The sequence below is a fragment of the Dyella terrae genome (assembly GCF_022394535.1).
Taxonomy (GTDB): domain Bacteria; phylum Pseudomonadota; class Gammaproteobacteria; order Xanthomonadales; family Rhodanobacteraceae; genus Dyella.
Window position 1 is genome coordinate 3424471 of sequence record NZ_CP089414.1, and the last position, 24514, is coordinate 3448984.

The window sequence follows — 24514 nt, forward strand, 5'->3', positions numbered from 1 at the left end:
CGCCTTCTGGCAAAGCCCGCAGGGGTTCCTACGCCGTCGTCTAACGTCTGACCAGCGCGCTCAGCAACGCGCGAAGGGCTGCCGGCCTGACCGGCTTGTGCAGGATGGGGTAGCCCAGTGACCGCGCGCGCTGCTTGAGTTCGCTGCTGCCATCTGCGGTGATCATCGCTATCGGTGGCAAGTCGCCGATCACATCGCGGAGTTCTTCCAGCGCCTGCAGGCCGTCCAGGTCATCGGTCAAGTGATAGTCGGCGAGGATCAAATCGATGCCACCGCGACGAAGCTCCTGTTCGGCCTGCGCTACGTCGAGCGCCGTGCGGCAATCCACACCCCAGCGCTGCAACAGCGCGCGCATGCCGTCCAGAATGGCTGGATCGTTATCCAGGCAAAGCACGGTGAGTGGCAACTGTTCGCTAGACACCGGGTGCACGTTGGTACGGCGGCGCGGGATCGCATTTTCCGCACGCGGCACGCGCACCGCGAAGCAACTGCCCTTGCCTTCCCGCGACTCCAGCTCGAGCTTTTGATGGAGAATGCCGGCAATGCGTTCGCAGATGGAAAGGCCCAGGCCGAGCCCCTTCTCACCCCACGGGGAAGGTCGATCCAGCCGCTGGAATTCACCGAAGATGCGCGCGCGCTGTTCCTCCGCGATACCTGGGCCCGTGTCCCAGACCTCGAGACGCACCTCGTCACCCATGCGCCAACCAGAATGTTTCCCTCGCGGGTGTAGCGCAATGCGTTGGAGATGAAGTTCTGCAGGATGCGACGCAGCAACTGCGGATCGCTGCGCACTGCGAGTTTCGTCGGCACTACGCGCAGGCGCAGTCCGCGCTGCTGAGCCAGCACGGCGAACTGCGCCTTGAGCGACTCGAACAGATCGGACAGCGCCACATTGCTCACATCGGCGCGGTAGCTGCCTGCATCGAGGCGCGAGGTATCAAGCAAGGCATCGAGCAGATCTTCCGCGGCGCGAAATGACGCATCGATGCGCTCGGCGAGCAGGCTTGCCTCACCGTCAAGTCCCGGGTGTTGGCGCAATGCCGCCGTGAACAGGCGCGCCGCATTCAAGGGCTGCAACAAGTCGTGGCTGGCGGCCGCGAGGAATCGCGTCTTTGAAGCGTTGGCCATCTCCGCTTCGCGACGAGCATGCGCGGCGGAGTTAAGCGCCTCGCTCAATTCAGCGGTGCGTTGGTCGACGCGTTGTTCCAGGTTCTCGTTGGCTTCGATCAAGGCCTGCTCGGCGTTTTTGTATGCAGTGACGTCGGTGTAGGTGGTGACGTAGCCACCACCGGGGAGCGCGCGGCCGCGCATCTCAATCACCGAACCGTCGGGGCGAATACGTTGGAATACGTGCGGCGATCCAGCGTGCATGTGCGCGATGCGTTTGGCCACGTGCGCCTCCACTTCACCTGGGCCGCATTCGCCGTGGTCTGCGTTCCAGCGAATCAGATCCGCCACCGGCACGCCGACGTAAACCATGCCATCGGGATAGTCGAATAATTCGAGGTAGCGACGGTTCCACGCCACCAGTCGCATAGTCGCATCGATCACACTGATGCCTTGCGACACGTTCTCCAGCGTCGTCGAAAGCAGCTCACGGTTGAAGCGCAACTCTTGCGATGCCTCGTCCATCAGTGCCATCGCTTCGGCAATGTCCAGGCCGGAACCCGACAAGGCACCCATCAGGATTCGGCGTGCGCTGGCCGCGCCTACCGCCGATGCCAGCAGGCGTTCGGTGTACTGAATCAAAGCGCGATCCGCGGCCTCGCCCGATTGCAGCGCTTTGCCGCGCCGTTCGGCGTATTCCTCAAACGCGCGCTGGCTGGTGCGTTCACCCACGATACGCTCGGCAATGGTGCGTAGATCAGCGACGGCGACGCGGCCACGCCAGTCGCCGGCGCCACGGCTGTCGATGGCGTAGGGATCGAGGAACATCGCAGCGTGCAGGCGTTCCTCCAGGTTGGGTCGGAAGCGCAACGAGACGAAGATGAGGCAAGCCACGTTCACTAGCAGCGACCAGAACGTGCCGTGCATGACGGGATCCCAGCCACTCAAATGGAACAGCGCTTGCGGCTGCAACCAGCTGAGATTCATCGGGCCCGTATCCAACCAACTGGCAGAACGGTTCATGGCGGGTAGCAGCAAGGTGTATGCCCACACCAGGAAGCCCATCGCCAACCCCGTGGCCACGCCTTTGCGGCTCGCGCCACCCCAGTAGAGTGCCGCGATCATGCCCGGCGCGAACTGAGCTACCGCGGCGAACGCGAGCAGTCCGGTTGCCGCGAGATTGGTCGTGTCGGCCACCACGCGGTAGTAGACGTAAGCCATCGCGGCAAGCGCAATGATCGCGATGCGACGCACCAGCAGCACTAGTTGCGAAAGATCGGCGCGCTGCTCCAGCTTCAACGCGTGAATGCGCAGCAGCATAGGCATGACGATGTCGTTGCTGATCATCGTGGACAACGCCACGCACGCCACGATCACCATACCCGTCGCCGCAGAGAAGCCACCGATAAAGGCGAGCAACGCCATGCCACGATCACCGTAGGCCATGGGGAGCGTGAGTACCCAGGCATCCTTATTGCCCTGCTGCAGTTGGGGTAGATGCAGCCCGGCCGCCACTATGGGCAGCACCGCTAGGCTGATGAGCACCATGTAGGCAGGGAACATCCAGCGCGCGCGCGAAACGTCGTGCGGGTCTTCGCATTCCACCACGCCGATCTGGAACTGGCGCGGCAGGCAAAACATCGCGCAGAAAGCGAGCAGTGTCTGTGCGAGAAAACCCGGCGATACGCCCTCAGCCAACTGCTGCGCCGGAAATTGCATGGTGGCTGCGAGCCCAGGACCACGCCAGAGTGCATAACCCGCCAGGGCAATGAACACCACTAGCTTGATCAGTGATTCGACCGCAATGGCGAGCATCATGCCGTGATGATGTTCGGTGGCATCGATGGTGCGCGTACCGAAAAGGATCGCGAAAGTTGCCAGCAGGATCGCGCACCAGAGCGCGCTGTCACTGAACTGCGAAGTGCCCGGCGGAACCGCGCTACCAAGCACGGCATAAGACATCGCGACGGCCTTGAACTGCAGTGCCAGGTACGGCACCACGGCAATGACGGCGATGACGGCCACCAGCGCGGCCAGTCCATGCGACTTACCGAAGCGCGCGCCGATGAAGTCCGCGATCGAGGTGATGTTGCGCTGGCGCGCCAGCAACACGAGCCGGCGCAGCAGGCCGAAACCGAATACGAACAGCAGGATTGGCCCGAGATAGATCGGCAGGTAGGCCAGACCGTCGCGCGCCGCTGTGCCCACCGCGCCATAAAAGGTCCACGACGAGCAGTACACCGCGAGTGCAAGGCTATAGACGAGCGGGCGAAGGCGCGGCTGGCGCGGGTAGAGCGGACGACGGTCACCCACGTAAGCCACGACGAACAACAGTCCGACGTACAGCAGGGAAGCCAGTAGCAGTAGCCATCCGGCAATCAAGCGGCGTTCTCCGACATGAGCGCTTCCCTTCGGTGGGTACAACCGGCCGGTGCGCCTTTCCTCTGCGCCTGCCGTGCTTGTAAGTATCGCCTCTTGGACGGCAACATGCGCGGATGATCACGACCGATGGCCAGTCCCCGGCCCAGTTGGCGGCGGAGCTGGGGGATGAAGAGATCCACGTCTGGCGCCTTGCGTACGACCATCACGAGGGCCGCAAGCCCTTGTTGGCCATGCTCGGCGCCTATTTGGGCGTGTCGCCAGCCGACATTGCGTTGGAAACCTCGGAGCATGGCCGCCCGGCGTTGACAGGAAGCCAGCGCGACACACTTTCCTTCAACTGGTCGCATAGCCATGACCAGGCGTTGATCGCCATCGCACGCGGCGTGCTGCCCGGCGTGGACCTCGAACGTATGCGCGCCCACCCCAAGGCCGTTCCCATCGCTCAGCGCTATTTCAGCCCGGACGAGACTGCTGCTCTGGAAGCCCTGCCAGCCGGACAACGCGATCGCGCTTTTCTGGAGCTTTGGACGGCCAAGGAAGCGGTGCTCAAGGCATTGGGTCGCGGACTCGCGTTTGGATTGCATCGCCTGAGCATTGCCGCGTACGGCGACTTGCCGGTGCTTCATCGGTTGGATGGCGACGAAGCAAACCAGTGGCAATTGCATCGCCTGATGCTCGACGACGCGCACGTCGGCAGTCTGGCTTGGCGCGGAACGCCCCGCCGAATCCGACAGTGGACACTTGCCGGCACCGACTGATCGGCGCAATGTGTCCAACCCGCCGCCGCGAGTGGCGTCTTGCTACGTCTTAGTCCGCGAGTATTGAACACTCTATGACCCTGCTCAGCGTCAACGTCAACAAAATTGCCGTGCTGCGCAATTCGCGCGGCGGCATCGAGCCCGATGTGCTTCGTGCGGCCCATACCTGCATTGATGCAGGTTGCGGTGGTATCACTGTGCATCCACGTCCTGATCAGCGTCACATCCGTCCTGACGATGTGCGCGCGCTTGCGGCAATCACGCGCGGTCGGGTCGAGTACAACATTGAAGGCAATCCCTTTGCACCGGCGCGCGGGAGTTATCCCGGCCTCATCGAGCTGGCGCGCGAGGTGCGCCCGACGCAAGTGACGCTGGTGCCTGATGGCGACGGCCAGATAACCTCCGATCACGGTTTTGATCTGACCCGGGACATCGACACACTGAAGCCCCTGGTCGCCGCGCTACGCGACATCGGTTGCCGCGTGAGCCTTTTCGTGGATTCAGGAGCTACCGGCTTCGACGCGGCCTTTGCCATTGGTGTCCAGCGAATCGAGATCTACACCGGTCCCTATGCCGAGGCCTTCGAAGAAGGGCATGTGCAGGAGGAGCTCGATCGGTGTGCTGAAACCGCACGCCGCGCGCAACAAGCGGGTCTGGCCGTCAATGCCGGACATGACTTGAGCCAAGCCAACCTGGGCACGTTCAAGGCAGCCATTCCTGGGCTTGCCGAAGTGTCGATCGGGCACGCGTTGGTAGGTGAGGCGCTTTACGAAGGCCTGACAACCACGGTGCGGAAGTACCTGCAGATCCTGCGCTGATAGGGTGCTCGTCGCGAGCAGGTTCGCAATCAATGCAACCTGCGCGCGCCTCGTCCTGTAATGCTTTCGTGCAAGCGCTGGCAAGTCCGGCGCTCAGGTGCTCGACGATCGTCTGGATTGTTTGGACGTCTATACGTCTTTACTCAAACGATGAGCGAAGCCGCTTACTTTTTTCCAGCCCAAAAAAGAACCCCCGCTTGAGGCGGGGGTTCTAAGGGTAGTGTTGCTGAATTCCTTTCGGAATTACTGACCTTCAGTGAAACCGATCTTCGTGAGGCCGTAGCTCTTGGCGTCGGCCAACACGCGGGCGACGTGCTCGTAAGCGACGCCGTCATCGGCATTGATCTGCACTTCCGGCTGCTTGGCCGGGTCGCCCAGACCACCGATCACCGCGAGCTGTGCCTTCAGGCCAAGCTCGTCCACCGGGGTATCGTTCCAGTACAGCGCGCCGGACTGGTCGATCTTGAGGCGGACGGGTTCCGGCGGATTTTCCGGCTGAACCACGTTCGGGTTCGGCTGCGGAAGATCGATCTTCACCTTATGAGTCAGCATCGGAGCCGTGATCATGAAGATGATCAGGAGCACCAGCATCACGTCGACGAGCGGCGTGACGTTGATGTCGGCCATGGGACCCTTGCCACTTCCAGAACTGAATGCCATGGCTTGTTACTCCTTGCCTGTCGTCATGAAGCCGACATGCACCATGCCAGCGTCCTTGGCGTCGGCGAGGACCTTCTTCACGATCTTGTATTCCGTGGTCTTGTCCGCACGGATCTGTAGTTCGGGCTGCGGCGACTGCTGCGCCGCAACCGCGAACTTTGCCTTCAGCTCGCCCTCGCTGACTTCAATGTCATCGAGGTAATACGTGCCATCCGGCTTCACGGCCAAGTCCATCGGCGTAACCTGCTCCGTATCCGAAACCTTCGGATTAGCGGTCGGCAGTTCCACCGTGATTCGATGGGACATCAGCGGCGCCGTGATCATGAAGATGATCAGCAGCACCAACATCACGTCGACGAGCGGCGTAACGTTGATCTCCGACATCGGACCGCCGGCATTGCCTCCGGTACTCATTGCCATGGGTCAGATCCTCACTTGCCTTCGACGCGAGCGCCGGTGGCGAAGAAGTCGTGCAGGTCGTGCGCAAACTCGTCGAACTGAGCGTAGGTCAGACGGTTAGAGCGGTTGAAGAAGTTGTACGCAAGCACGGCCGGGATGGCGGTGAACAGACCGAAGGCGGTCATGATCAGAGCTTCACCCACCGGACCAGCCACAGCTTCCATCGAAGCGTTACCGGAGGCCGAGATCGAGATCAGGGCGTGGTAGATGCCCCACACCGTACCGAGCAGACCGATGAACGGTGCCGACGAACCGACCGTGGCGAGCAGGGTCAGGCCGCCTTCCAGACGGAGGCTCTCACGAGCAACTGCCTGGCGCAGGGCGCGATCGATGAACTCGGAGCGGCTCAGCGACTCGGCGAGGCGACCACCGCCGGCCGAAGCCTGCTGATGGTGAGCGACGGCCGAAGCAGCGTCGAGAGCGATCTTCGAGAACGGTTCGCCCTTGGGCTGAGCTTCGAGTTCGCGGATAGCATCCTGGGTCGAACCATTGGCCCAGAAGCCGTTGATGACCTTGTCTGCGCGGCCACGAACCATGGCGTTGCGGATGGCATTAGCGATGATGAAGTACCAGGAGGAGAAGGACATCACCACCAGCACCACGAACACGATCCAGCCAAGGAAATCGAAGTTGTGGATAAGGTGGTCGAAGCCCATCGACTTCATGGCTTCGGCGTTGGTGGTACCGCCCGCGGGGGCCGGAGAAGTTTGCAGGAACATAACGCTACCCTTGGAAAGTCAAGCGTGAACTGATTAACCGTAACCGAAGTTACAGCTGATTGAGATTGAAGTTGATCGGGACGCGGACATAGCCTTCCGTCTTTTGCCCGTTCCTTATGTTCGGATTGAAGCGCCACTTGCGTGCCGTTTCAATCGCGGCCTGATCCAGCTCGCGATAACCGCTGGACGCTTCCACCTTGATGTCCTTCGGCGAACCATCCACACCCACCAAGATCATCAGCGTGACCGTGCCCTCGTGACGCTGGCGAATAGCCTGCGGCGGATACTTGGGCTGAATACGGCTGTTATAGCTGATGTCCTGACTTGCGGTGATATCCGGCGGCGGCTGCGGAGGAGCAGGCGGTGCCGGCGGTGCTGCCGCAACTGCGTTGGCCGAATGCTCTTCCACTGTCGGTGGCGGCGTCGGCGGCGGCGGGGTCGGCGGCGGCTTAACCTGCTGAATGATCTTCGGCGGGGGCTGCTTCGGCGGCTCCGGCGGCGGCGGCGGCGGTGGCGGCGGTGGCGGCGGCGGCTCGATAAAGTTCACCTGGACCGTGCGTTCTTTTTCTTTCTGTACCTGTTTTGGCGGTGCCATAGGCGCCACCAACAACAGGAACGCGAACGCATGAAGCGCTATGGCTACGGCCAGCGCCCAGGTACGCCTCCAATTGAACGGCCCTTGGCCGGTTGCATCGTTACTTGAGGCCATCTGTCACTATCTGGAGCTAATTGATCGGTGAGACGTGGTCACGATTTCCAGTGGCAAATCGATCCATAGGGATGACATTTGCCACTAGACGGGAGCACGGAAAGGATTCAACGGTACAACAGCACATGGCATTTGTATAGCACTTGTGAGGAAGACAAATGGACGTCTATCTGCCTCGCAGTTGTTACACGTCTGCCTTACTTGCTAGCACCCTGCGCCTTCAGCCAAGCCTTTGCTTTTGCTTCGGTTTCGGGGTCCTGTGCCGCCTTCTCCATGGCTGCGATCGTGCCCGGCTTGTCCTTCAGGCCACGGCACGCTTCGGCCAGCAACATATAAGCAGTGCCCTTGTGCTGCACGCCCTTGTCGATGCCCTGTTGGATGAGGCCCTTGGCCTCGCTGAACTTGCTGTCCTGGATGAGCAGCTGGCCAGCGCGGATGTTCGCCTCGCCGTCCTTCGCCATCGGGATAGCCTTCTGGTAAGCAGCCAGCGCGCCCGAGGTGTTGTCGGACATGTAGTTGGCGGCGCCCAGCAGTTGGTAGTTCTCGGCTGTCTGAGTGACGATGCCCTTGCTCAGACCTTCCTGAAGGACAGCGGCGGCCTTGGTCGCCGGCTCCTTCTGGTCACCACTGTTCTGCCCGGAGACCAGGTAGAGCTTGGCGAGGTTGACGTAATCCTTCTCGGTCTTGAGCTGACCGTTGGCCCGGGCCTTCTCCATCAGCGAGATGGCTTCCGGATACTTCTGGGCCTGCATGAGCACGGCGACGGCGTTGGTCAGCGCGTTCGGATCGTTGGGGTTGGCAGCGAGCTGCTGCTGGGCCACCTGTGCAGCCTGGTCACCCTGGCCCGTTTCGGAGTAGCTGGCCATCAGGATCTGGTTCCAGCTGTCGTTCGGCTTGTCGGTCATCGACTGCGCCTTCTTGATGGCGGCAATCGCTTCCGGGTACTTCTCGAGACGGTAGTAGGCATTGCCCTGCAGCGCGTACGACTCGGCAGTTTCCTTCTTACCTTCCGCACGCCACTTGTCGACGGTGTCGATGGACAACTGGTACTGCTCATCGGCCAAGTAGAACTGGGCGAGCATGTACTCGAGCTGGAAATAGGTGTCGTTCGGCATGGTGCCGTTGTCGAGCGCGCGCTTCAACAAATCGATGGCGCCCTTCACGTCGCCGTCGTTGTAGTGCACGTTGGCGAGGCCTTGCAGGGCCAGCGCCTGGGCGTACTTGCTCTTGCTGCCGTCGACGATCGGCTGAAGAATCTGGATCGCCTTGTCTTTGTCTTGGTTGTTGACCGCGTCGAGGCCGTCGTTGATCGCCTTCTGATCTTTCTCGCTGGTGAGGTCCAGCTTCGGTTCCTTGCGCGTGGCGTTGGGGTACAGCACTTCCTTCTTGTCCTTGGAAGAGCTATCGCCCGCGATGACCGGCGTGCTCACCACGGCCAGGGCCAGCGCCGTACCGGCAAGCATCTTGATCAGTGGAACACGCTTCATGGCAGTCCTCAGTGTAAGTTTCACGCGGTTACAACGCGGGGGATCGCTGAGCGTAACCTGACTAGGCTGCAGATAACAAGTCGCACCGCGGCAACAAAGATTGTTAAAAATCAATAAGTTGAACCATACGCCGACGACTGGGCATGATTTTCAAGCCCGAGCCCCCTGTCATCCGTGACTTTTTGGCCTGGAAACACGCTATCGGCGGTAGTTTTTCTAACTTTAGATAATGTACTAATGCATTAGTACATGCCGCAAAAGAAAGGCCGTCGGCGATGCGAATGGCTCCGCATCGCCGACGGCCAGTGGTTTAGATGTCCAGGTTTGCGACCTTCAGTGCATTGGCTTCGATGAAGTCGCGACGCGGCTCCACGGCCTCGCCCATCAGCATCGAGAACATCTGATCGGCGGCAAAAGCGTCTTCGATGCCGACCTGCAGCATGCGGCGAGTTTCCGGGTTCACGGTGGTTTCCCACAGCTGCTCCGGATTCATTTCGCCCAGACCCTTGAAGCGCTGGATCATGCGGCCCTTCTTGCCCTCTTCCAACAACCAGTGCCGCGCTTCAGCGAAGCTTTGCACGCCACGCGAACCGTTGCCTCGGCGAACCACGGCGTCAACCTGTACCAGGCCGGCCAGCTGCTGGCTCACATGGAGGATTGGGCGGAACTCCGCGCTGCCGAAGAACGGCTGCGGCAACAGCCACGTGTGGCTCAGGCCATGCTGATCACGCACCACCTCGATGGCGGCCGGCTGCTCGCCTTCCGCAGGGCGCAGCGCGAGACGGTAACGAGGTTTGCCCAGACCACTCGCGGCCAAGCGCAGTTCCACACCCTTCAACCAAGCCAGCATGGCCACGCTGTCATTCCACAGCGCCGGTTCCAGCGGTGCATGTTCGAGCAGTGCGGTGAGTACCGTGGCATCGAAGCGATGACCGAGGCGTTCGATCTGGTCTAGCGCTATCTGGTAGTCGCGCAGCAGCTTCTCCAGCGGTTCACCGGAGATCGCCAGTGCATCAGCCGAGGGTTCGAGCCCAGCGCCATCGACGGCGCTGGAGACGAGGTAGCCGTTGAGCGCCGCGTCGTCCTTCAAGTACATCTCGTTCTTGCCCTGCTTGATCTTGTAGAGCGGCGGCAGGCCAATGTAGATGTGCCCACGCTCGATCAGCTCTGGCATCTGGCGATAGAAGAACGTAAGCAGCAGCGTGCGGATGTGCGAGCCGTCCACGTCCGCGTCGGTCATGATGACGATGCGGTGGTAGCGCAGCTTGTCCGGGTTGTACTCCTCCTTGCCGATACCCGTGCCGAGCGCGGTGATCAGCGTGCCGACTTCGGCGGAGGCCAGCATTTTGTCGAAGCGGGCCTTTTCAACGTTGAGGATTTTGCCCTTCAACGGAAGCACGGCCTGCGTCTTGCGGTTACGGCCCTGCTTAGCCGAGCCGCCTGCGGAGTCACCCTCGACCAGGAACAGTTCGCACAGCGCGGGATCCTTTTCCTGACAGTCGGCCAGCTTGCCCGGCAGGCCGGCGATATCCAGCGCGCCCTTGCGGCGGGTCATCTCGCGAGCCTTGCGGGCTGCCTCGCGAGCACGCGCCGCATCGACCACCTTCGACGCGATGGCTTTGGCTTCGTTCGGGTGTTCCAGCAGGAACTCGCCCAGCTTTTCGTTGACGGCCTGCTCCACCGCGGTCTTCACCTCGGAGGAAACGAGTTTGTCCTTGGTCTGCGAGGAGAACTTCGGGTCAGGCACCTTCACCGACAGCACGGCGATCAGGCCTTCGCGCATATCGTCGCCCGAGAGGGCCACTTTGGCGTTCTTGGCCAGGCCTTCCTTCTCGATGTAGCCCTGCAGAGAGCGCGTCAATGCGGCGCGGAAGCCCGTGAGGTGGGTACCACCATCGCGCTGAGGGATGTTGTTGGTGAAGCAGAACATCGTCTCCTGGTAGGAGTCGGTCCACTGCATGGCCAGCTCCACCGAGATCCCGTCCTGGTTGGCGCTGAGGCTGATCACGTTGGGATGCAGCGCGGTCTTGAGCTGAGCGAGGTGCTGCACGAACGACTTGATGCCGCCCTCATAGGCAAAGGTATCGTGGCGACCTTCGCCCCGCTCATCCTTCAGGTCGATGGTGACGCCTGAGTTGAGGAACGCCAGCTCACGCAGACGCTTGGCCAGGATGTCGTAGTGGAATTCCACGTTGGTGAACGTGCCCGTGCTGGGCAAGAAGCGCACTGTGGTGCCGCGCTTACTGGAGTCGGCTACCGGCTTGATCGGGTACTGGGGCTCACCATGGGCGTACTCCTGCTGGTACTCCTTGCCCTCGCGGTAGATGGTCAGCCACAGGTGCGAGCTGAGCGCGTTCACCACCGACACGCCCACGCCATGCAGGCCGCCGGACACTTTGTACGAATTGGCGTCGAACTTGCCGCCTGCGTGCAGCACCGTCATGACCACTTCTGCAGTGGAACGCCCTTCTTCCGGATGTGTGTCGACGGGAATGCCACGTCCGTTGTCGCTAACGCTGACCGAGCCATCATCCAGGATGGTTACGGTCACGTGGTCACAGTAACCAGCGAGAGCTTCGTCGATCGAGTTATCGACGACTTCGAACACCATGTGGTGCAGGCCGGTGCCGTCATCGGTGTCGCCGATGTACATGCCGGGGCGCTTGCGCACCGCTTCCAGACCTTTCAGGACCTTGATGTTGCTCGAATCGTAGGTTGTATCGTTCATTCGGTGACCGATTCCTGGGCGCCTCATCCCGCCCGGGCGGCGCCAAGTAAGGCCGGGCTGGGGACACAATTGGTTGATTATAGCAGGGGGCTGAGATGCCCTTGTTCCACGTGGAACACACGCGCCGAGCTGCCTTGAAGTGCTTCCGGAACCTCCGTTCCCGTAATCAGTACCTGAGCACCCACTGAGAGCAACTGCTCCACAACGGCCGCCTGATGCAGCTTGTCCAGTTCCGATGCCAGGTCTTCCAGGCATACCACTGGCCACTCACCTCGCCGTTCCGCGTACAGGGCCGCCTGCGCGAGAGTGCACCCTAGAGCGGTCAACTTCTCCTGACCACGGGACAAGTGTTCCCGCTGGGGTGCGTGTTCGAAAACGAGAGACCAATCGGCGCGATGGGAGCCCAGCGTGGTGTGCCCTCGCGCCAAATCCCTGCCACGGTGACTGGCGAGCAATGAACCCAAAGCGCTGTCGTCCGCCCAACCGCGACGATATCTAAGTTCGACGCCACCGAGCTCCGGCAGTAGTCCATTCATCGCCCTCTCGATATGGGGGCGAAGCGCGGCTAAATACAGATCTCGAAGACGATCGATCACGGTCGCGGTGGCGTCTAGCTCAGCCTCCCAGGGCAGGAACAGGGCTTCTGAGACCGGAGAACTCGCTCGAAGCAGTGAATTGCGCTGCTTAAGGGCGCGCTGGTAGCGCCTCCAGGCGAGCATGAACTCGTGTTCCACGTGGAACACGCCCCAATCGAGGTAGCGCCGCCGCTCTTCTGCACCACCGGCGATCAAGTCGTGAGATCCCGGCTCGAAACAAACGACGGCGCACTCCCCCACCAGTTCGCTAAGGCTGACGACCTCTCCGTCCAAGCGGGCTTCCCAGCGAGCGCCCTGCCGCCCCAGCCCCAAACGGTGGGATCGCCCATCGTCGTGCCGAAGCTCGGTAAAAATAGACAGCGACTCGGCTCCGCGCTGGAGCAGAGCGTCCTTCGCGCCCGATCGGAACGATCGGGCATGCGAGAGCAGATAAGCCGCTTCGAGCACACTGGTTTTTCCGGCGCCATTTGCTCCCGCGAACACGGTCACCCCGGGTTCCAGGGGAATCACGACGTCCGTAACACAGCGCAGACCACGAATTCGCAGTGTTTCAAGCCGCATGTCAGCGGGTTCCCGAAGCAAGAACGCCGGAGCGTCTTTCGACGGCTCCGGCGTTCGCGTTCGGCTTGCCCCGTTGGGGCAAACGGGAAATCAACATCAGAGGCGCAACGGCATGATCACGTGGCGCGCCTGATCGCTGTCGTCTTCCTGCACCAGGCAGCTCGACTGGGCATCACGCAGGTTTAGGCGAGCTTTCTCACCACGCAGCGCCGCTAGTGCATCGAGCAAATAACCCACATTGAAGCCTACGGCCAGATCCGACACGGTCGTATCGGCCTCGACCTCTTCCACGGCCTCTTCCTGCTCCGGGTTGTGCGCCACGATCCGCAGCTTGCCTGGCGACAACTCCAGCTTCACGCCGCGGTACTTCTCGTTGGAAAGAATCGCTGCACGCTGCAGCGCACCTCGCAACACTTCGCGGTCGAGCGTCGCGTGCTTGTCGGCGCCAAGCGGAATCACCGCTTCGTAATCCGGAAAACGACCATCGATCAGCTTTGAGGTAAAGGTCACATCACCGCGACGAACACGCAGGTGATTGCGGCCGAACTCCAGTTCGATCTCCCCATCGCCTGTTTCGAACAAACCGATCAATTCATTCACGCCCTTGCGCGGAATGATGATCTGGCGGCGAGTGGAAACCTTGCTGTCCAGCTTGGTTTCCTTCAACGCCAGACGATGACCGTCGGTAGCTACGCAACGAAGCGTGTGCTCCTGCAGATCCAACAGCATGCCGTTGAGGTAATAGCGCACGTCCTGGTTGGCCATGGCGAACGCGGTGCGTTCCATGAGATCGCGCAGCACTTCTTCCGGTAGCGTAACCCGCTCAACCAGCTCTATCTCATCGATTGTCGGGAACTCAGTGGCCGGCAGCGTTGCCAACGTGAAGCGGCTTCGTCCCGCGTTCATGGCTACGCGATCGCCATTGAGCTTCAGCTCAATCTGCGCTCCATCGGGGAGTGCCCGAACGATGTCAAACAGCTTGCGCGCTGGAATGGTGATCTCGCCGTCGACCAGCTTGTCAGCCGAGGTCGTAGCGATCATCTCCACTTCCAGATCTGTACCTGTCAACGACACTTTGTCGTCGGCGACCTTGACCAGCAGGTTGGCTAGAACCGGCAGGGTCTGACGGCGTTCGACGACACCGACTACCTGTTGCAACGGTTTGAGTAGAGCTTCTCGTTGAATGCTGAATTGCATATATGCGCTTCCCCAATCCTGCTTTTCTGTTTTTAAAAGAAGTTCTGTAGTAGTGGTAGGCGGCGTGGATAACTCTAAAATAAGAAATTACCCTTATAAATCAATGGTTAAGCTAATTATCGGGCTGTGTTCCAAAGAGCCTGATCACTGTGGGTCGATTGTGGATAACTTAGAGGTCCAAATCGTCCACCTATTATCCACAGGTTGCCACAGTACTTTTCAAGCAATCCGTGCACAGCCGCACCGCCTTTAGCCGGTCAGGATGCGAATGAGCTGTTCCCAATCCTGGCGCATGCGTGTGTCCGTCTCGCAATGCTTCTTGATGGTGCGGCAGGCGTGCAGCACCGTTGTATGGTCACGGCCGCCGAACGCTTCGCCGATCTCAGGCAGGCTGTGCTCGGTAAGTTCTTTGGACAGCGCCATAGCGATCTGCCGGGGGCGCGCCAACGAGCGTACGCGTCGCTTGGACAACAGGTCCTGCAGCCGGACTTGGTAGTAGTCGGCCACGGTCTTCTGAATATTGGGCACCGTGACTGCCTGCGCATGCGTGGCGAGCAGGTCGCGCAGAGTCTCTTCTGCAAAATCGATGGTGATCGGTTTGCCGTAGAAGTTGGCTCGGGCCGCCAGAGTGTTGAGCGCGCCTTCCAGGTCACGCACGTTGGAACGGATGCGCTTGGCCAGCAGCATCGCCACGTTCTCCCCTACCGCGACGCCCTTGTCGTGCGCCTTGGACAGCAGGATCGCAGCGCGCGTCTCGAAGTCCGGCGGCTCGATCGCTACCGACAGACCCCAGCCCAGGCGGGACTTCAGGCGCGGCTCCAGCTTGTCCACTTCCTTCGGATAGCGGTCGCAGGTCAGGATGATCTGCTGCTTGGACTCGAACAGCGCGTTGAAGGTGTGGAAGAACTCTTCCTGCGTGGTGTCCTTACCAGCGAAGAACTGGATATCGTCGATCAGCAGTGCGTCCACCGAGCGGAAGCGGCGCTTGAACTCGTCCATGCTCTTGGTGCGCAGCGCTTCGATCATTGAGCCGACAAACTGCTCGGAGCGCAGATACAGCACTTTGAACTCCGGGTTGCGCTCACGCATCAGGTTGCCGGCAGCGTGCATCAAGTGGGTCTTACCCAGGCCGGTGCCGCCGTAAAGCAGCAACGGGTTATAGGCGCGGCCTGGATTCATCGCCACCTGCATGGCGGCAGCCTTGCCCAACTGGTTCGACTTGCCCTCAACGAAGGTTTCGAAGGTGTAGTGCGGGTCCAGGTTGTGGTTAAAGGTGGCCGAGGGTACTTCCGCTACGGCGGGCTCCGCTTTGACCGGAGCCGGGGCGGGGCCCGCAGGGGGCTTGCCGGTTGCTGTAGCGCGGGGCGAACTGGAGCCCACCTCCAGGCGCACAGTCAGGTCATGGCCTGTGAGCTGGCTGATCACCGTTTCGATGCGGGCCAGATAGCGCTCGCGCACCGTCTCCAGCGTGTACGGATTGGGTGCGTACAGCTTCAGGCCATGGGTGTCGTCGCGCGCCTGCAGGGGCATCAGCCACGTATGCAGGTCTTCGGCGTTCAATTCGCCCTCGAGACGCTCGAGACAGCGCCGCCACAGGTCACTCATGGGAAGTCTTCAACCACTGGAAGGAGCGCTTTCGCGCGGGGTGGACCGGAAAGTCTAACAGCAGGAAGCCAGCTTGTTGGTACGGATATCCACACGGATATCCACAGGCAGTCAACAGGTTTTTGTCAACCCTGAAAACACCCCATTTGACAGGGCGCTTTATTGCCCCCCCATAATTTCCAACCTTTTTATCAACTTATTCGGAGGAAGCCATGTCCAAGCGGACCTTCCAGCCCAGCAAGCTCAAGCGTGCCCGCACCCACGGCTTCCGTGCTCGTATGGCCACGGCCGATGGCCGCAAGATCCTGAACGCGCGTCGCGCCAAGGGTCGCAAGCGTCTGATCCCGTAAGCGGCTCGCCAGCATGCGTGCCGCCGGCCTGCCGCGTGAAACGCGGTTGCGAAGCGCCGGTGATTTTGCAGCTCTGCGTCATACCAGCGGCCGCCTCGGCGGCCGCTGTTTTTCTGTGCGCTATCGGGTCAACGACCTGGGCCATCCTCGCCTGGGTCTGGCCATCTCCAAGCGCGTCTCCAAGCGAGCCGTCGATCGCAACCGCATCAAGCGCCTCGTACGCGAGTCGTTTCGACGCGCCCGTCTTGAGCTTCCGTCCGTCGACCTCATGGTGATGGCGCGCGAGCAGGCCTGCGGCCTGCCGGGCCCGGAGCTGCTCGCCGAACTGCAGCAGCTGTGGAAGAAATTGCGTTCCGCCAAAGTCGAGATCACGTTGAAGCCGGGCGACCCGACCGGCACAATCGTGCGTTGACCTTCTCCACCCTCTTCCGCGGCACGGCGTCGCGGGATGCACCGGATCTGCTCCGCGATGAATCAAACGCGTACGTTCCTCATCTTTGCCCTGCTGGCTGTGGCTTGGTTGCTGTTCCAGGCCTGGGAGAAGGATTACGGCCCGCAACCGCCGGTTGCCCCTGTCGCTGCGTCGACGGCCGGCACCGACACCAGCGTGCCTGGCGCCACTTCGTCGACGGCCTCCCCCGCTGCTGCCGTACCGGGCACGGTCAGCGAGGCATCCGCCCAGCTGATCACGGTGAGCACCGATGTGCTGCGCCTGACCATCGATACGCGCGGCGGCAGCGTGGTGCGTTCGGAACTGCTTCACTACCCGGTGGCGCCAGTCACCAAGCAGAACCCCGAGCCCGCACCGGTGCGCTTGCTCGATGACGACCGCGCGCAGTACTTCGTGGCGCAGAGCGGCCTGGTGAGCAATCAGGGCGATGCACCCGATCACCGCGCCGTATTCTCTGTCGCGCAGACGAGCTACACCTTGGCCCAGGGCCAGGACGAATTGAAGGTCGATCTGACCTGGCAGGACGCGGCAGGCCTCAAGGTCACCAAGACCTTCGCACTCAAGCGCGGTAGCTATACCGTCGCCGTCGATCAAAAGATCGACAACGGCGGCAGCACCGTGTGGGCCGGCAATGCGTACGAGCAATTGCAGCGCGTGGCCCCGGCGCAGCAGAAGAGCTGGTGGCAGAACTTCAGCGATCCGTCCTCGCACAGCTTCTATGGCGCTGCCTGGTACAGCCCGGAAGACAAGATGTCGACACTGCCCTTCGCCGATTTTGCGAAGAAGCCACTCAACCACGCCATCACTGGCGGCTGGGCGGCGATGTTGCAGCACTACTTCTTTGTGTCGTGGATCCCCTTGGCGCAGGACGCCAACACTTACAGCACCAGCGTGATCAATCCGGACACCGCGCAGCCGGTGTACCTGATCCGCGCAGTCGGCCCAGCACTCAGCGTCGCGCCCGGCCAGAGCCTGAGCAGCACGTCGCGCTTGTATGTCGGTCCCAAGTTGCAGGGCACGCTGGATCTGGTGGCCCCCGGCCTGGACCTGACTACCAATTACGGCATGCTCACAGTCGTTGCGCAGCCGTTGCATTGGTTGTTGTCGAAGCTCCACTCCATCAGCGGCAACTGGGGTGTGGCCATCATCCTGCTGGTGCTGCTGCTGAAGGCTGCGCTGTGGAAGCTCACCGCTACACAGTTCCGTTCCGGCGCCAAGATGCGCAAGCTGCAGCCGCGCGTAAACGCCCTCAAGGAGCGTTACGGCGACGACAAGATGAAGATGCAGCAGGCCATGATGGAGCTGTACAAGAAGGAGAAGGTCAACCCGATGTCGGGCTGCCTGCCGGTGCTGATCACCATGCCGGTGTTCTTCGGCCTGTATCGCGTGCTGATGGAAAGCGTGGAGCTGCGCCATGCGCCGTTCTTCGGTTGGGTGCACGACTTGTCGGCGCCCGATCCGTTCTTTGTGCTGCCGGTGCTTTACATCCTGGTAATGCTGGCCACGCAGTGGCTGTCGCCCTCTGCTGCGGGCATGGACCCGGCTCAGCAGAAGATGATGAAGGTGATGCCGGTGGTGTTCGGCTTCATGTTCCTGTTCTTCCCGGCTGGTCTGGTGCTGTACTGGGTCATCAACGGTCTCACCAGTCTGACGCAGCAGTGGCTGATCACGCGCAGCGTGGAGCGCGCGGACGAGAAGGCGAAGGAAGCCTGATCGTTTGCCGCTTGAGGAAAAAGGCCGCGAAAGCGGCCTTTTTCTTTGTTGGCTCGACAAAACGCCTCGCCCACCCTCACAACCAGCCCGCATAATTCGCTCATGACCTACGCCGACACCATTGCCGCCATTGCCAGTGCTTCGGGCGCCGCTGGCGTTGGCGTGCTCCGCGTGTCAGGTCCGGCCGTACCGCAGATAGCCGCCGAGCTGCTGGGGCGTGATCCCGATCCGCGCCACGCACACTTCGCGGCTTTTCGTGAGCGCGATGGCCAGCTGATCGACCGCGGGCTGCTGCTCTACTTCCCCGCGCCCGCCTCCTACACCGGTGAGCACGTGCTCGAACTGCAGGGCCACGGCAGCCCGGTGTTGCTCGATACGTTGCTGCGCCGCGTATGCGCGATGGGCGCGCGGCTGGCGCGACCCGGCGAGTTCACCGAGCGTGCCTTTCTCAACGGCAAACTCGATCTTGCCCAGGCGGAAGCCGTGGCCGATCTCATCGCTGCGCGTTCGCAGGCAGGGGCACGTGCAGCACTGCAATCGATGGAAGGCGTGTTCTCGCGCAAGGTGCACGATCTTCTGGCGGCCTTGATCGCGCTGCGCGTGCACGTGGAAGCGGCGATCGACTTTCCTGAGGAGGAAATCGATTTCCTCGCCGATCCCGCCATCATGCGGCAGCTGCACGCCTTGCGTGCGCAGCTGGATGAGCTTCTATCTGAGGCTCAACGCGGCGTGCGCCTCAACGATGGTCTGCGGGTAGCCATCATCGGACGTCCAAACGCGGGCAAGTCCAGTTTGCTGAACGCGCTTGCCGGCAGCGACCGCGCCATCGTGACTGACATCGCTGGCACCACGCGCGACGTACTGCGCGAGCAGTTGAACCTCGACGGCATCGCGCTAGAACTGGCTGATACGGCAGGCTTACGCGAAACGGATGACCCGGTCGAGCGCGAAGGTGTGCGCCGCGCTCACGGCGAGCTCGCGCGTGCAGATGTCGCGCTGCTAGTCACCGACGCCCCGCATGTCGGGCATGACCTCGCCCTGCTCGCCGATCTTCCGGCCAGCGTGGAGCGCATCGTGCTGGTGAACAAGATCGATTTGGACGACCACCCCGCCCGCTACGAAATACGCACCGATGCGATCTGGGTGTGGGCGTCCGCAAAAAACGGGCTCGGCCTGGACACGTTGCGCGATCACCTCAAGCAACTCGCTGGATCAGGCGGTGGCGAAGGCGCGTTCAGCGCGCGTCGCCGTCACGTGCTGGCGCTGGAACAGGTCGCCGGGCACCTGGGCCACGCGGATTCGGTACTGCGGACCATCCGGGCCGGCGAGCTTGCCGCCGAAGAGCTGCGCCAAGCCCAGCATGCGCTAGGCGAAATCACCGGCACCTACACCAGCGACGACCTGTTGGGGGCCATTTTCAGCTCCTTCTGCATTGGCAAATAGGAACCGTCGTGGCCGTTCTCACATTTGTCAGATTTCCCTTATAGAGAAGTCTTATTCCCTCTGGCATGATCGGGCGCCAGTGCGTAAGGTCTTGTTTGGCCTGCGCCAGGTCTTGAGCCCCAACAAAGAGGCAGTTCCATGGAATGGTATCTGAAGGTTCTTAAGCAGCATTACGCTGATTTCAACGGTCGCGCGCGTCGCCAGGAATACTGGATGTACACGCTGTTTAACTGCATTGCGCTGGTTGTGCTGGTGATCCTCACCAAGGTCAGCAGCATCTTCGGCATCCTCTACGCGATTTATGCGCTGGGCACGCTACTGCCGTCGCTGGCCGTCACCGTCCGTCGCTTGCACGACATCGGCAAGTCGGGCTGGTTCGTACTGATTTCCCTGATCCCGATCGTCAGCCTGTATCTGATCTACCTGCTCGCGCAGGACAGTCAGCCAGGCACCAACGAGTACGGCGCCAATCCGAAGGGCGCGTAACGATCCAAGAGAGCCGGCCGTAAGGCCGGCTTTCTTTTTGGCCTATCGCATTTGCGGCCCTACGATGACATCTGGTCGCCGCAATAGGTCAGCAATAACAGCCCGTTACCGAGCAATCTGCTGACGGGCCTTATGCATTGGCGCTAACATGCTGAGTTTGCAAGCGAGCGACTCGGCGTCCCAGGCATGCTCCATTTCTTATTCGGCGCCTTCGGGCTGTCCACCCTCTGGCTTGTTCCCCTGATCTGGCGTGTCGGCAGAAGTCTGCTGAAGCGGCGCACGTTGTCAGGCGGTGGTGAAGGGACGATCCGTTTCTGGCTTGGCGCACTGTTGGTGCTGTTAGCGAGCGCAACGCTCGAAGGCCTGCTGATCGATCAGTACACCGATGCTGCTGATGCCGGCGGCTCGATCTCCCGTGCCTTGTCACATGCCGTTGGCGGCCTGCTTGGAGGGTGGTTGAGCGTGCTGGCCATGCTGGCGGTGATCGCCATGGCCCTGCCGTGGTATCTCGGCGTGACATGGCCGGCGATGTTCAAGCGTGTTTCCGCGGGCGTCGATGTCATCGCTGCGCAGCTGCAGCGCGTGCTTGAGATGATCGCGTCTCAGACGGGGCAAGACGTTTACCGTCCGTCGTTCCAGCGGCGCGGTGCGACGCCCCGAACGCGGCGGCGCGCGCGCGCGCCGCGTGGCACCTGCCGCTACACGTCGAACCCAGGCCGCCCCCGTATCTGCCGTCGCACCAAAGCCCGTGCCAGCTGCGGAACCTTCGGAGTTGTCATCGCGTGCGCCGGTCTCGCGCGTTCGCTATGCCGCGCAGCAAGAGAAAGTGATTCGCGAACCCTGGCTCACGCCAAGGCATGGACGTGCAGCCCCGCTGGCAGCGAAAGTGCCGCTGACCCGCCCCGCCCCGGCGACGGCCGCGAGTCAGGTGGTCGCGAAAGCAAGCGTGCTCCCTGCCGTTGCTGCCACGGCGGTGGAAGCATCTCTCCACGTCGCGGCCCCGATGATGGCCCCGGTTCCGGTGGAATCGTTGCCGAACGTCGACGCTTCGCCAGTATCCATCGATGCTCAAGTCCCGGCGCCGTCCGAGCCGGAAACGGCGGACGAGCTGCAAGACGAGTCCTTCGACATGGATCTTCCCGCCGCGCGCGCGCCACTGGCGGTTACGCCCGTGGCGCCGGGCCGCCGTTGGGCAGCCAATGACGACGCGGCCGTCGGCACACCGACCAGCGTCGTCTCGCCGCAACCATCGGCTCCCGCGCGCCAACGTTCGACGGCCATGCTGCCCCCGCTCTCCCTACTGGCCGCGCCGCGCCAGGATTTCGCAGCCATCGATGACTTGCAGCTCGCTGAAACCGGCGAGCTGATCGAACAACGCCTGCGCGAGTTCAAGGTCCCGGTCACCGTCGTCGGTGCATCGGCCGGCCCGGTCATCACCCGCTTCGAGGTCGAGCCCGCCGTGGGCGTGCGCGGCAACCAGATCGTTGCGCTGATGAAGGATCTGGCGCGTGGTCTTGGACGGACGTCTATTCGCGTGGTCGAAACCATCCCTGGCAAGACCTGCATGGGCCTGGAGTTGCCCAACGAACAGCGCCAGATGATTGCGTTGTCCGAAATCCTCGACTCGCCCGCCTACCGCGATGCGGATTCGCTACTCACGCTCGCGATGGGCAAGGGCATCACCGGTGAACCGCTGGTGGCCGACCTGGCCAAGGCACCGCATATGCTCGTGGCCGGCACTACAGGTTCGGGCAAATCTGTCGCGGTGAACGCGATGATCTTGTCGATGCTCTACAAAGCCACGCCTGACGACGTGCGCATGATCATGATCGACCCCAAGATGCTCGAACTCTCGGTCTACGAGGGCATTCCGCATCTACTCGCTCCCGTGGTCACCGACATGAAGCTCGCCGCCAACGCGCTGGCCTGGTGCGTGGCTGAAATGGAGAACCGCTATCGCCTGATGTCCGACCTGCGCGTGCGCAACCTTGCGGGCTTCAACCAGAAGGTGCGGGAGGCGCGGGCGTCTGGACGTCCATTGATGAATCCGTTTCCCGCACATCCAGAAGTGCCGGAACTACTCGACACGTTACCGATGATCGTGGTGGTGATCGACGAGTTGGCCGACCTGATGATGGTCGCCGGCAAGAAGATCGAAGAACTCATCGCGCGCCTTGCACAGAAGGCACGCGCCTCAGGCATCCATCTCATTCTCGCCACACAGCGCCCATCGGTGGACGTGATCACCGGCCTCATCAAGGCGAACATCCCTACGCGCGTTGCTTTCCAGGTGTCTTCAAAGATCGACTCGCGCACCATCCTTGATCAGATGGGTGCAGAAAGCCTGCTTGGCCAGGGTGACATGCTGTTCCTCCCGCCAGGCACAGGTTATCCACAGCGCATCCACGGCGCCTTCGTTGCCGACGAGGAAGTGCATCGCATCGTCGCGCACCTAAAGCTTTACGGCGAACCCGATTACAAGGACGAGATTCTTGCGGGACCACCCAGCGAAGGATCGGGCGAACTGTTCACCGAGGACGGCGTCGATCCCGAACTCGATCCGCTCTATGACGAAGCCGCCGCTTTCGTGCTGCGCTCGCGCCGCGCTTCCATCTCCTTCGTGCAACGCCAGTTCCGCATCGGCTACAACCGCGCCGCGCGACTGGTGGAAGCGATGGAAGCGGCAGGGCTGGTGTCGTCGATGGGTATCAACGGCCAGCGCGAAGTGTTGGCACCGGGGCCGTCGGACTGATTGCTACGTGCAGTCGTCGTGATGCGTACACGTGCGCTGCTACAACTGGGTAGAGGATGCGTACTGCTTAAAGGAACGCGTCGAGTTCGGCACGTGTCGGCATACCGCCCTGCGCGCCAAGGCGTGTGACCGAAAGTGCAGCGGCAGCGCACGCCTTGCGCACGGCTTCGGGTAAACCTTCGTGCAGGAACACGGCAAGCGCCGCGTTGAATGTGTCGCCGGCGCCGGTGGTGTCGATCACGTCCACCTTGAAGCCGGATTGGTGGGTAGGTTCGCCGCCATCGCGGAACCACGCGCCTTCACTGCCGCGCGTGAGCACCACGGGCGCGGGTGCGCGTTGCATCAGCGAGCGGAAATCCTCGTCGCCGTCGGCACCCAGCAGGATGGCCAGTTCGTGCTGGTTGGGCGTGAGGTAGCGCGCGAGTTTCAGCCATTCCACCGGCAGCTTCTGCGCGGGTGCGGGGTTGAGGATCACCGGTTTGCCAAGGCGCTGGCCAAGGCGAAGCGTGGCTTCGACGGATTCCAGCGGGATCTCCATTTGCACGAGGATGGCGTCTGCGCTGGCCAGCGTGGATTGCGCGTGTTCGATCTGTGCGGGCGTCACGCGCGCATTGGCGGCGGGCACAACGATGATGTGGTTTTCGCCTTCGGCGACGGTGATCGAGGCGGTGCCGCTGCCGCAGTCGGCGATTCGGGCCACATGCTCCAGCGACACGCCTTCGCGAACCAGGCCGTCATGTAGCTGCGTGCCGAAGGCATCGTCGCCCACGGCACCAATCAGGGCGACGTCCGCGCCGAGACGCACGGCGGCTACAGCCTGGTTGGCGCCTTTGCCGCCATGCACGGTGAGGAAGCGCTCGCCGAGGATGGTTTCGCCCGGTGCAGCGAAGCGCGGCGCCAGCGTCACCAGGTCCATGTTGATACTGCCGACCACGACGACGCGCGCCATACCTACTCCATCCGAGCCTCAATGCGGGGATGAAGGAGGATACGGGATGGCGACCCCGCAAGATATCTCGCGGGGTTCAAAGGATCAGCGCCGTGATCGCTTCGCTCAACCGCCGCTGCTGCTCGCCGCCGCAGGCACCTTCTGCCCACGCTTTTCCTGCGCGCGCTCCATGGCTTGTTCGCGCATGGCTTTCCACTTGTCGCTCTGTTCCTGCGTCAGCACGCCGCCGATCTGGCTCTGCGTGTCCTGCATGATCGACTGTGCCTTGGCGCGACGGTCAGCCGGTTTCAGGCTGGCGTCACCCTGCATTGCCTGCAGTTGCTGGTCGCGCTGCTGCAGTAGCGGGCCGATCTTGGCCTGCTGATCCGGCGTGAGCTGGAGCTGTTTGGTCAGGTGCTGCAATTGCGACTGCGCGTCGAACTTGTGCATGTGCTGATTGCCGGCCGGCGCGGTCGACGGGGCGGCCTGCTGGGCAAAGGCCTGGCCTGACAGGGCGGCGACCAATGCAAAAGCGGCGAATGCGGGAAGGCGATTCATGGAGGCTCTCCTGTGGATGTCCTGCCGGGAACGCGGTGGCGCTGCGG

At 62.0% G+C, this 24514-nt stretch carries 19 protein-coding genes and 2 pseudogenes; 9 read left to right on the plus strand and 12 right to left on the minus strand.

Annotation, left to right across the window (positions count from 1 at the left end):
* Positions 1 to 40: 40 nt before the first annotated feature.
* Positions 41 to 3489: pseudogene (locus tag DYST_RS14960) on the minus strand (PAS domain-containing hybrid sensor histidine kinase/response regulator).
* A 113-nt stretch (positions 3490 to 3602) separates the two neighbouring features.
* Between DYST_RS14960 and DYST_RS14965 the strand changes: the two are divergent.
* Together DYST_RS14965 and DYST_RS14970 are read left to right on the plus strand one after the other, a co-directional pair.
* Complete coding sequence (locus tag DYST_RS14965; RefSeq protein WP_239946447.1) at positions 3603 to 4247, plus strand: 4'-phosphopantetheinyl transferase family protein; 645 nt, start codon at positions 3603 to 3605, stop codon at positions 4245 to 4247.
* 74 nt (positions 4248 to 4321) lie between these two features.
* Positions 4322 to 5065 carry a pyridoxine 5'-phosphate synthase gene (locus tag DYST_RS14970; RefSeq protein WP_239946448.1) on the plus strand — a complete coding sequence of 248 codons (744 nt, stop codon included), beginning with the start codon at positions 4322 to 4324 and terminating at the stop codon, positions 5063 to 5065.
* Between the two features lie 243 nt (positions 5066 to 5308).
* Here the strand turns inward: DYST_RS14970 and DYST_RS14975 are convergent, their stop codons facing one another.
* The 9 genes from DYST_RS14975 to dnaA form a co-directional block, all read right to left on the minus strand.
* Positions 5309 to 5725 carry an ExbD/TolR family protein gene (locus tag DYST_RS14975; RefSeq protein WP_038622740.1) on the minus strand — a complete coding sequence of 139 codons (417 nt, stop codon included), beginning with the start codon at positions 5723 to 5725 and terminating at the stop codon, positions 5309 to 5311.
* Positions 5726 to 5731: 6 nt separating this feature from the next.
* Entirely contained in the window at positions 5732 to 6145 is a 414-nt protein-coding gene (locus DYST_RS14980) for an ExbD/TolR family protein (protein WP_102303142.1), read from the minus strand.
* 11 nt (positions 6146 to 6156) lie between these two features.
* Positions 6157 to 6903 carry a MotA/TolQ/ExbB proton channel family protein gene (locus DYST_RS14985; RefSeq protein ID WP_102303141.1) on the minus strand — a complete coding sequence of 249 codons (747 nt, stop codon included), beginning with the start codon at positions 6901 to 6903 and terminating at the stop codon, positions 6157 to 6159.
* Positions 6904 to 6952: 49 nt separating this feature from the next.
* The gene (locus tag DYST_RS14990) at positions 6953 to 7498 is read right to left on the minus strand and encodes an energy transducer TonB (RefSeq protein ID WP_428993918.1); all 546 of its coding nucleotides are present in this window, start codon (positions 7496 to 7498) and stop codon (positions 6953 to 6955) included.
* Between the two features lie 311 nt (positions 7499 to 7809).
* Positions 7810 to 9099, minus strand: a complete 1290-nt coding sequence (locus DYST_RS14995; RefSeq protein ID WP_239946450.1) for a tetratricopeptide repeat protein — start codon at positions 9097 to 9099, stop codon at positions 7810 to 7812.
* A 310-nt stretch (positions 9100 to 9409) separates the two neighbouring features.
* Positions 9410 to 11827 (minus strand): DNA topoisomerase (ATP-hydrolyzing) subunit B, encoded by a 2418-nt coding sequence (gyrB, locus tag DYST_RS15000; protein ID WP_239946451.1) that lies wholly within the window; start codon positions 11825 to 11827, stop codon positions 9410 to 9412.
* A gap of 77 nt (positions 11828 to 11904) precedes the next feature.
* Entirely contained in the window at positions 11905 to 12984 is a 1080-nt protein-coding gene (recF, locus tag DYST_RS15005) for a DNA replication/repair protein RecF (RefSeq protein ID WP_239946452.1), read from the minus strand.
* Positions 12985 to 13080: 96 nt separating this feature from the next.
* Positions 13081 to 14181 carry a DNA polymerase III subunit beta gene (gene dnaN / locus DYST_RS15010; protein WP_102301558.1) on the minus strand — a complete coding sequence of 367 codons (1101 nt, stop codon included), beginning with the start codon at positions 14179 to 14181 and terminating at the stop codon, positions 13081 to 13083.
* A gap of 249 nt (positions 14182 to 14430) precedes the next feature.
* Positions 14431 to 15786 (minus strand): chromosomal replication initiator protein DnaA, encoded by a 1356-nt coding sequence (gene dnaA, locus DYST_RS15015; protein ID WP_239946453.1) that lies wholly within the window; start codon positions 15784 to 15786, stop codon positions 14431 to 14433.
* Between the two features lie 212 nt (positions 15787 to 15998).
* Here dnaA and rpmH point away from each other — a divergent pair, with 212 nt between their 5' ends.
* The 7 genes and pseudogenes from rpmH to DYST_RS15050 form a co-directional block, all read left to right on the plus strand.
* Positions 15999 to 16136 carry a 50S ribosomal protein L34 gene (gene rpmH, locus DYST_RS15020; RefSeq protein ID WP_019464789.1) on the plus strand — a complete coding sequence of 46 codons (138 nt, stop codon included), beginning with the start codon at positions 15999 to 16001 and terminating at the stop codon, positions 16134 to 16136.
* 13 nt (positions 16137 to 16149) lie between these two features.
* Positions 16150 to 16548, plus strand: a complete 399-nt coding sequence (rnpA, locus tag DYST_RS15025; protein WP_239946454.1) for a ribonuclease P protein component — start codon at positions 16150 to 16152, stop codon at positions 16546 to 16548.
* A gap of 57 nt (positions 16549 to 16605) precedes the next feature.
* A complete protein-coding gene (gene yidC / locus DYST_RS15030) occupies positions 16606 to 18300 on the plus strand; it encodes a membrane protein insertase YidC (protein ID WP_239946455.1) in 1695 nt (564 codons plus the stop codon).
* 102 nt (positions 18301 to 18402) lie between these two features.
* Positions 18403 to 19743 carry a tRNA uridine-5-carboxymethylaminomethyl(34) synthesis GTPase MnmE gene (mnmE, locus tag DYST_RS15035; RefSeq protein ID WP_239946456.1) on the plus strand — a complete coding sequence of 447 codons (1341 nt, stop codon included), beginning with the start codon at positions 18403 to 18405 and terminating at the stop codon, positions 19741 to 19743.
* A gap of 138 nt (positions 19744 to 19881) precedes the next feature.
* Positions 19882 to 20229 (plus strand): DUF805 domain-containing protein, encoded by a 348-nt coding sequence (locus tag DYST_RS15040; RefSeq protein WP_102301562.1) that lies wholly within the window; start codon positions 19882 to 19884, stop codon positions 20227 to 20229.
* 186 nt (positions 20230 to 20415) lie between these two features.
* Entirely contained in the window at positions 20416 to 21432 is a 1017-nt protein-coding gene (locus DYST_RS15045) for a DNA translocase FtsK 4TM domain-containing protein (protein ID WP_239946457.1), read from the plus strand.
* A gap of 79 nt (positions 21433 to 21511) precedes the next feature.
* Positions 21512 to 22981, plus strand: a pseudogene (locus tag DYST_RS15050) (DNA translocase FtsK); the annotation flags it as partial.
* A 67-nt stretch (positions 22982 to 23048) separates the two neighbouring features.
* Here the strand turns inward: DYST_RS15050 and rbsK are convergent.
* Both rbsK and DYST_RS15060 read right to left on the minus strand, forming a co-directional pair.
* Positions 23049 to 23930 (minus strand): ribokinase, encoded by an 882-nt coding sequence (rbsK, locus tag DYST_RS15055; protein WP_239946458.1) that lies wholly within the window; start codon positions 23928 to 23930, stop codon positions 23049 to 23051.
* Between the two features lie 105 nt (positions 23931 to 24035).
* The gene (locus DYST_RS15060; RefSeq protein WP_102301565.1) at positions 24036 to 24467 is read right to left on the minus strand and encodes a hypothetical protein; all 432 of its coding nucleotides are present in this window, start codon (positions 24465 to 24467) and stop codon (positions 24036 to 24038) included.
* Positions 24468 to 24514: the final 47 nt, after the last annotated feature.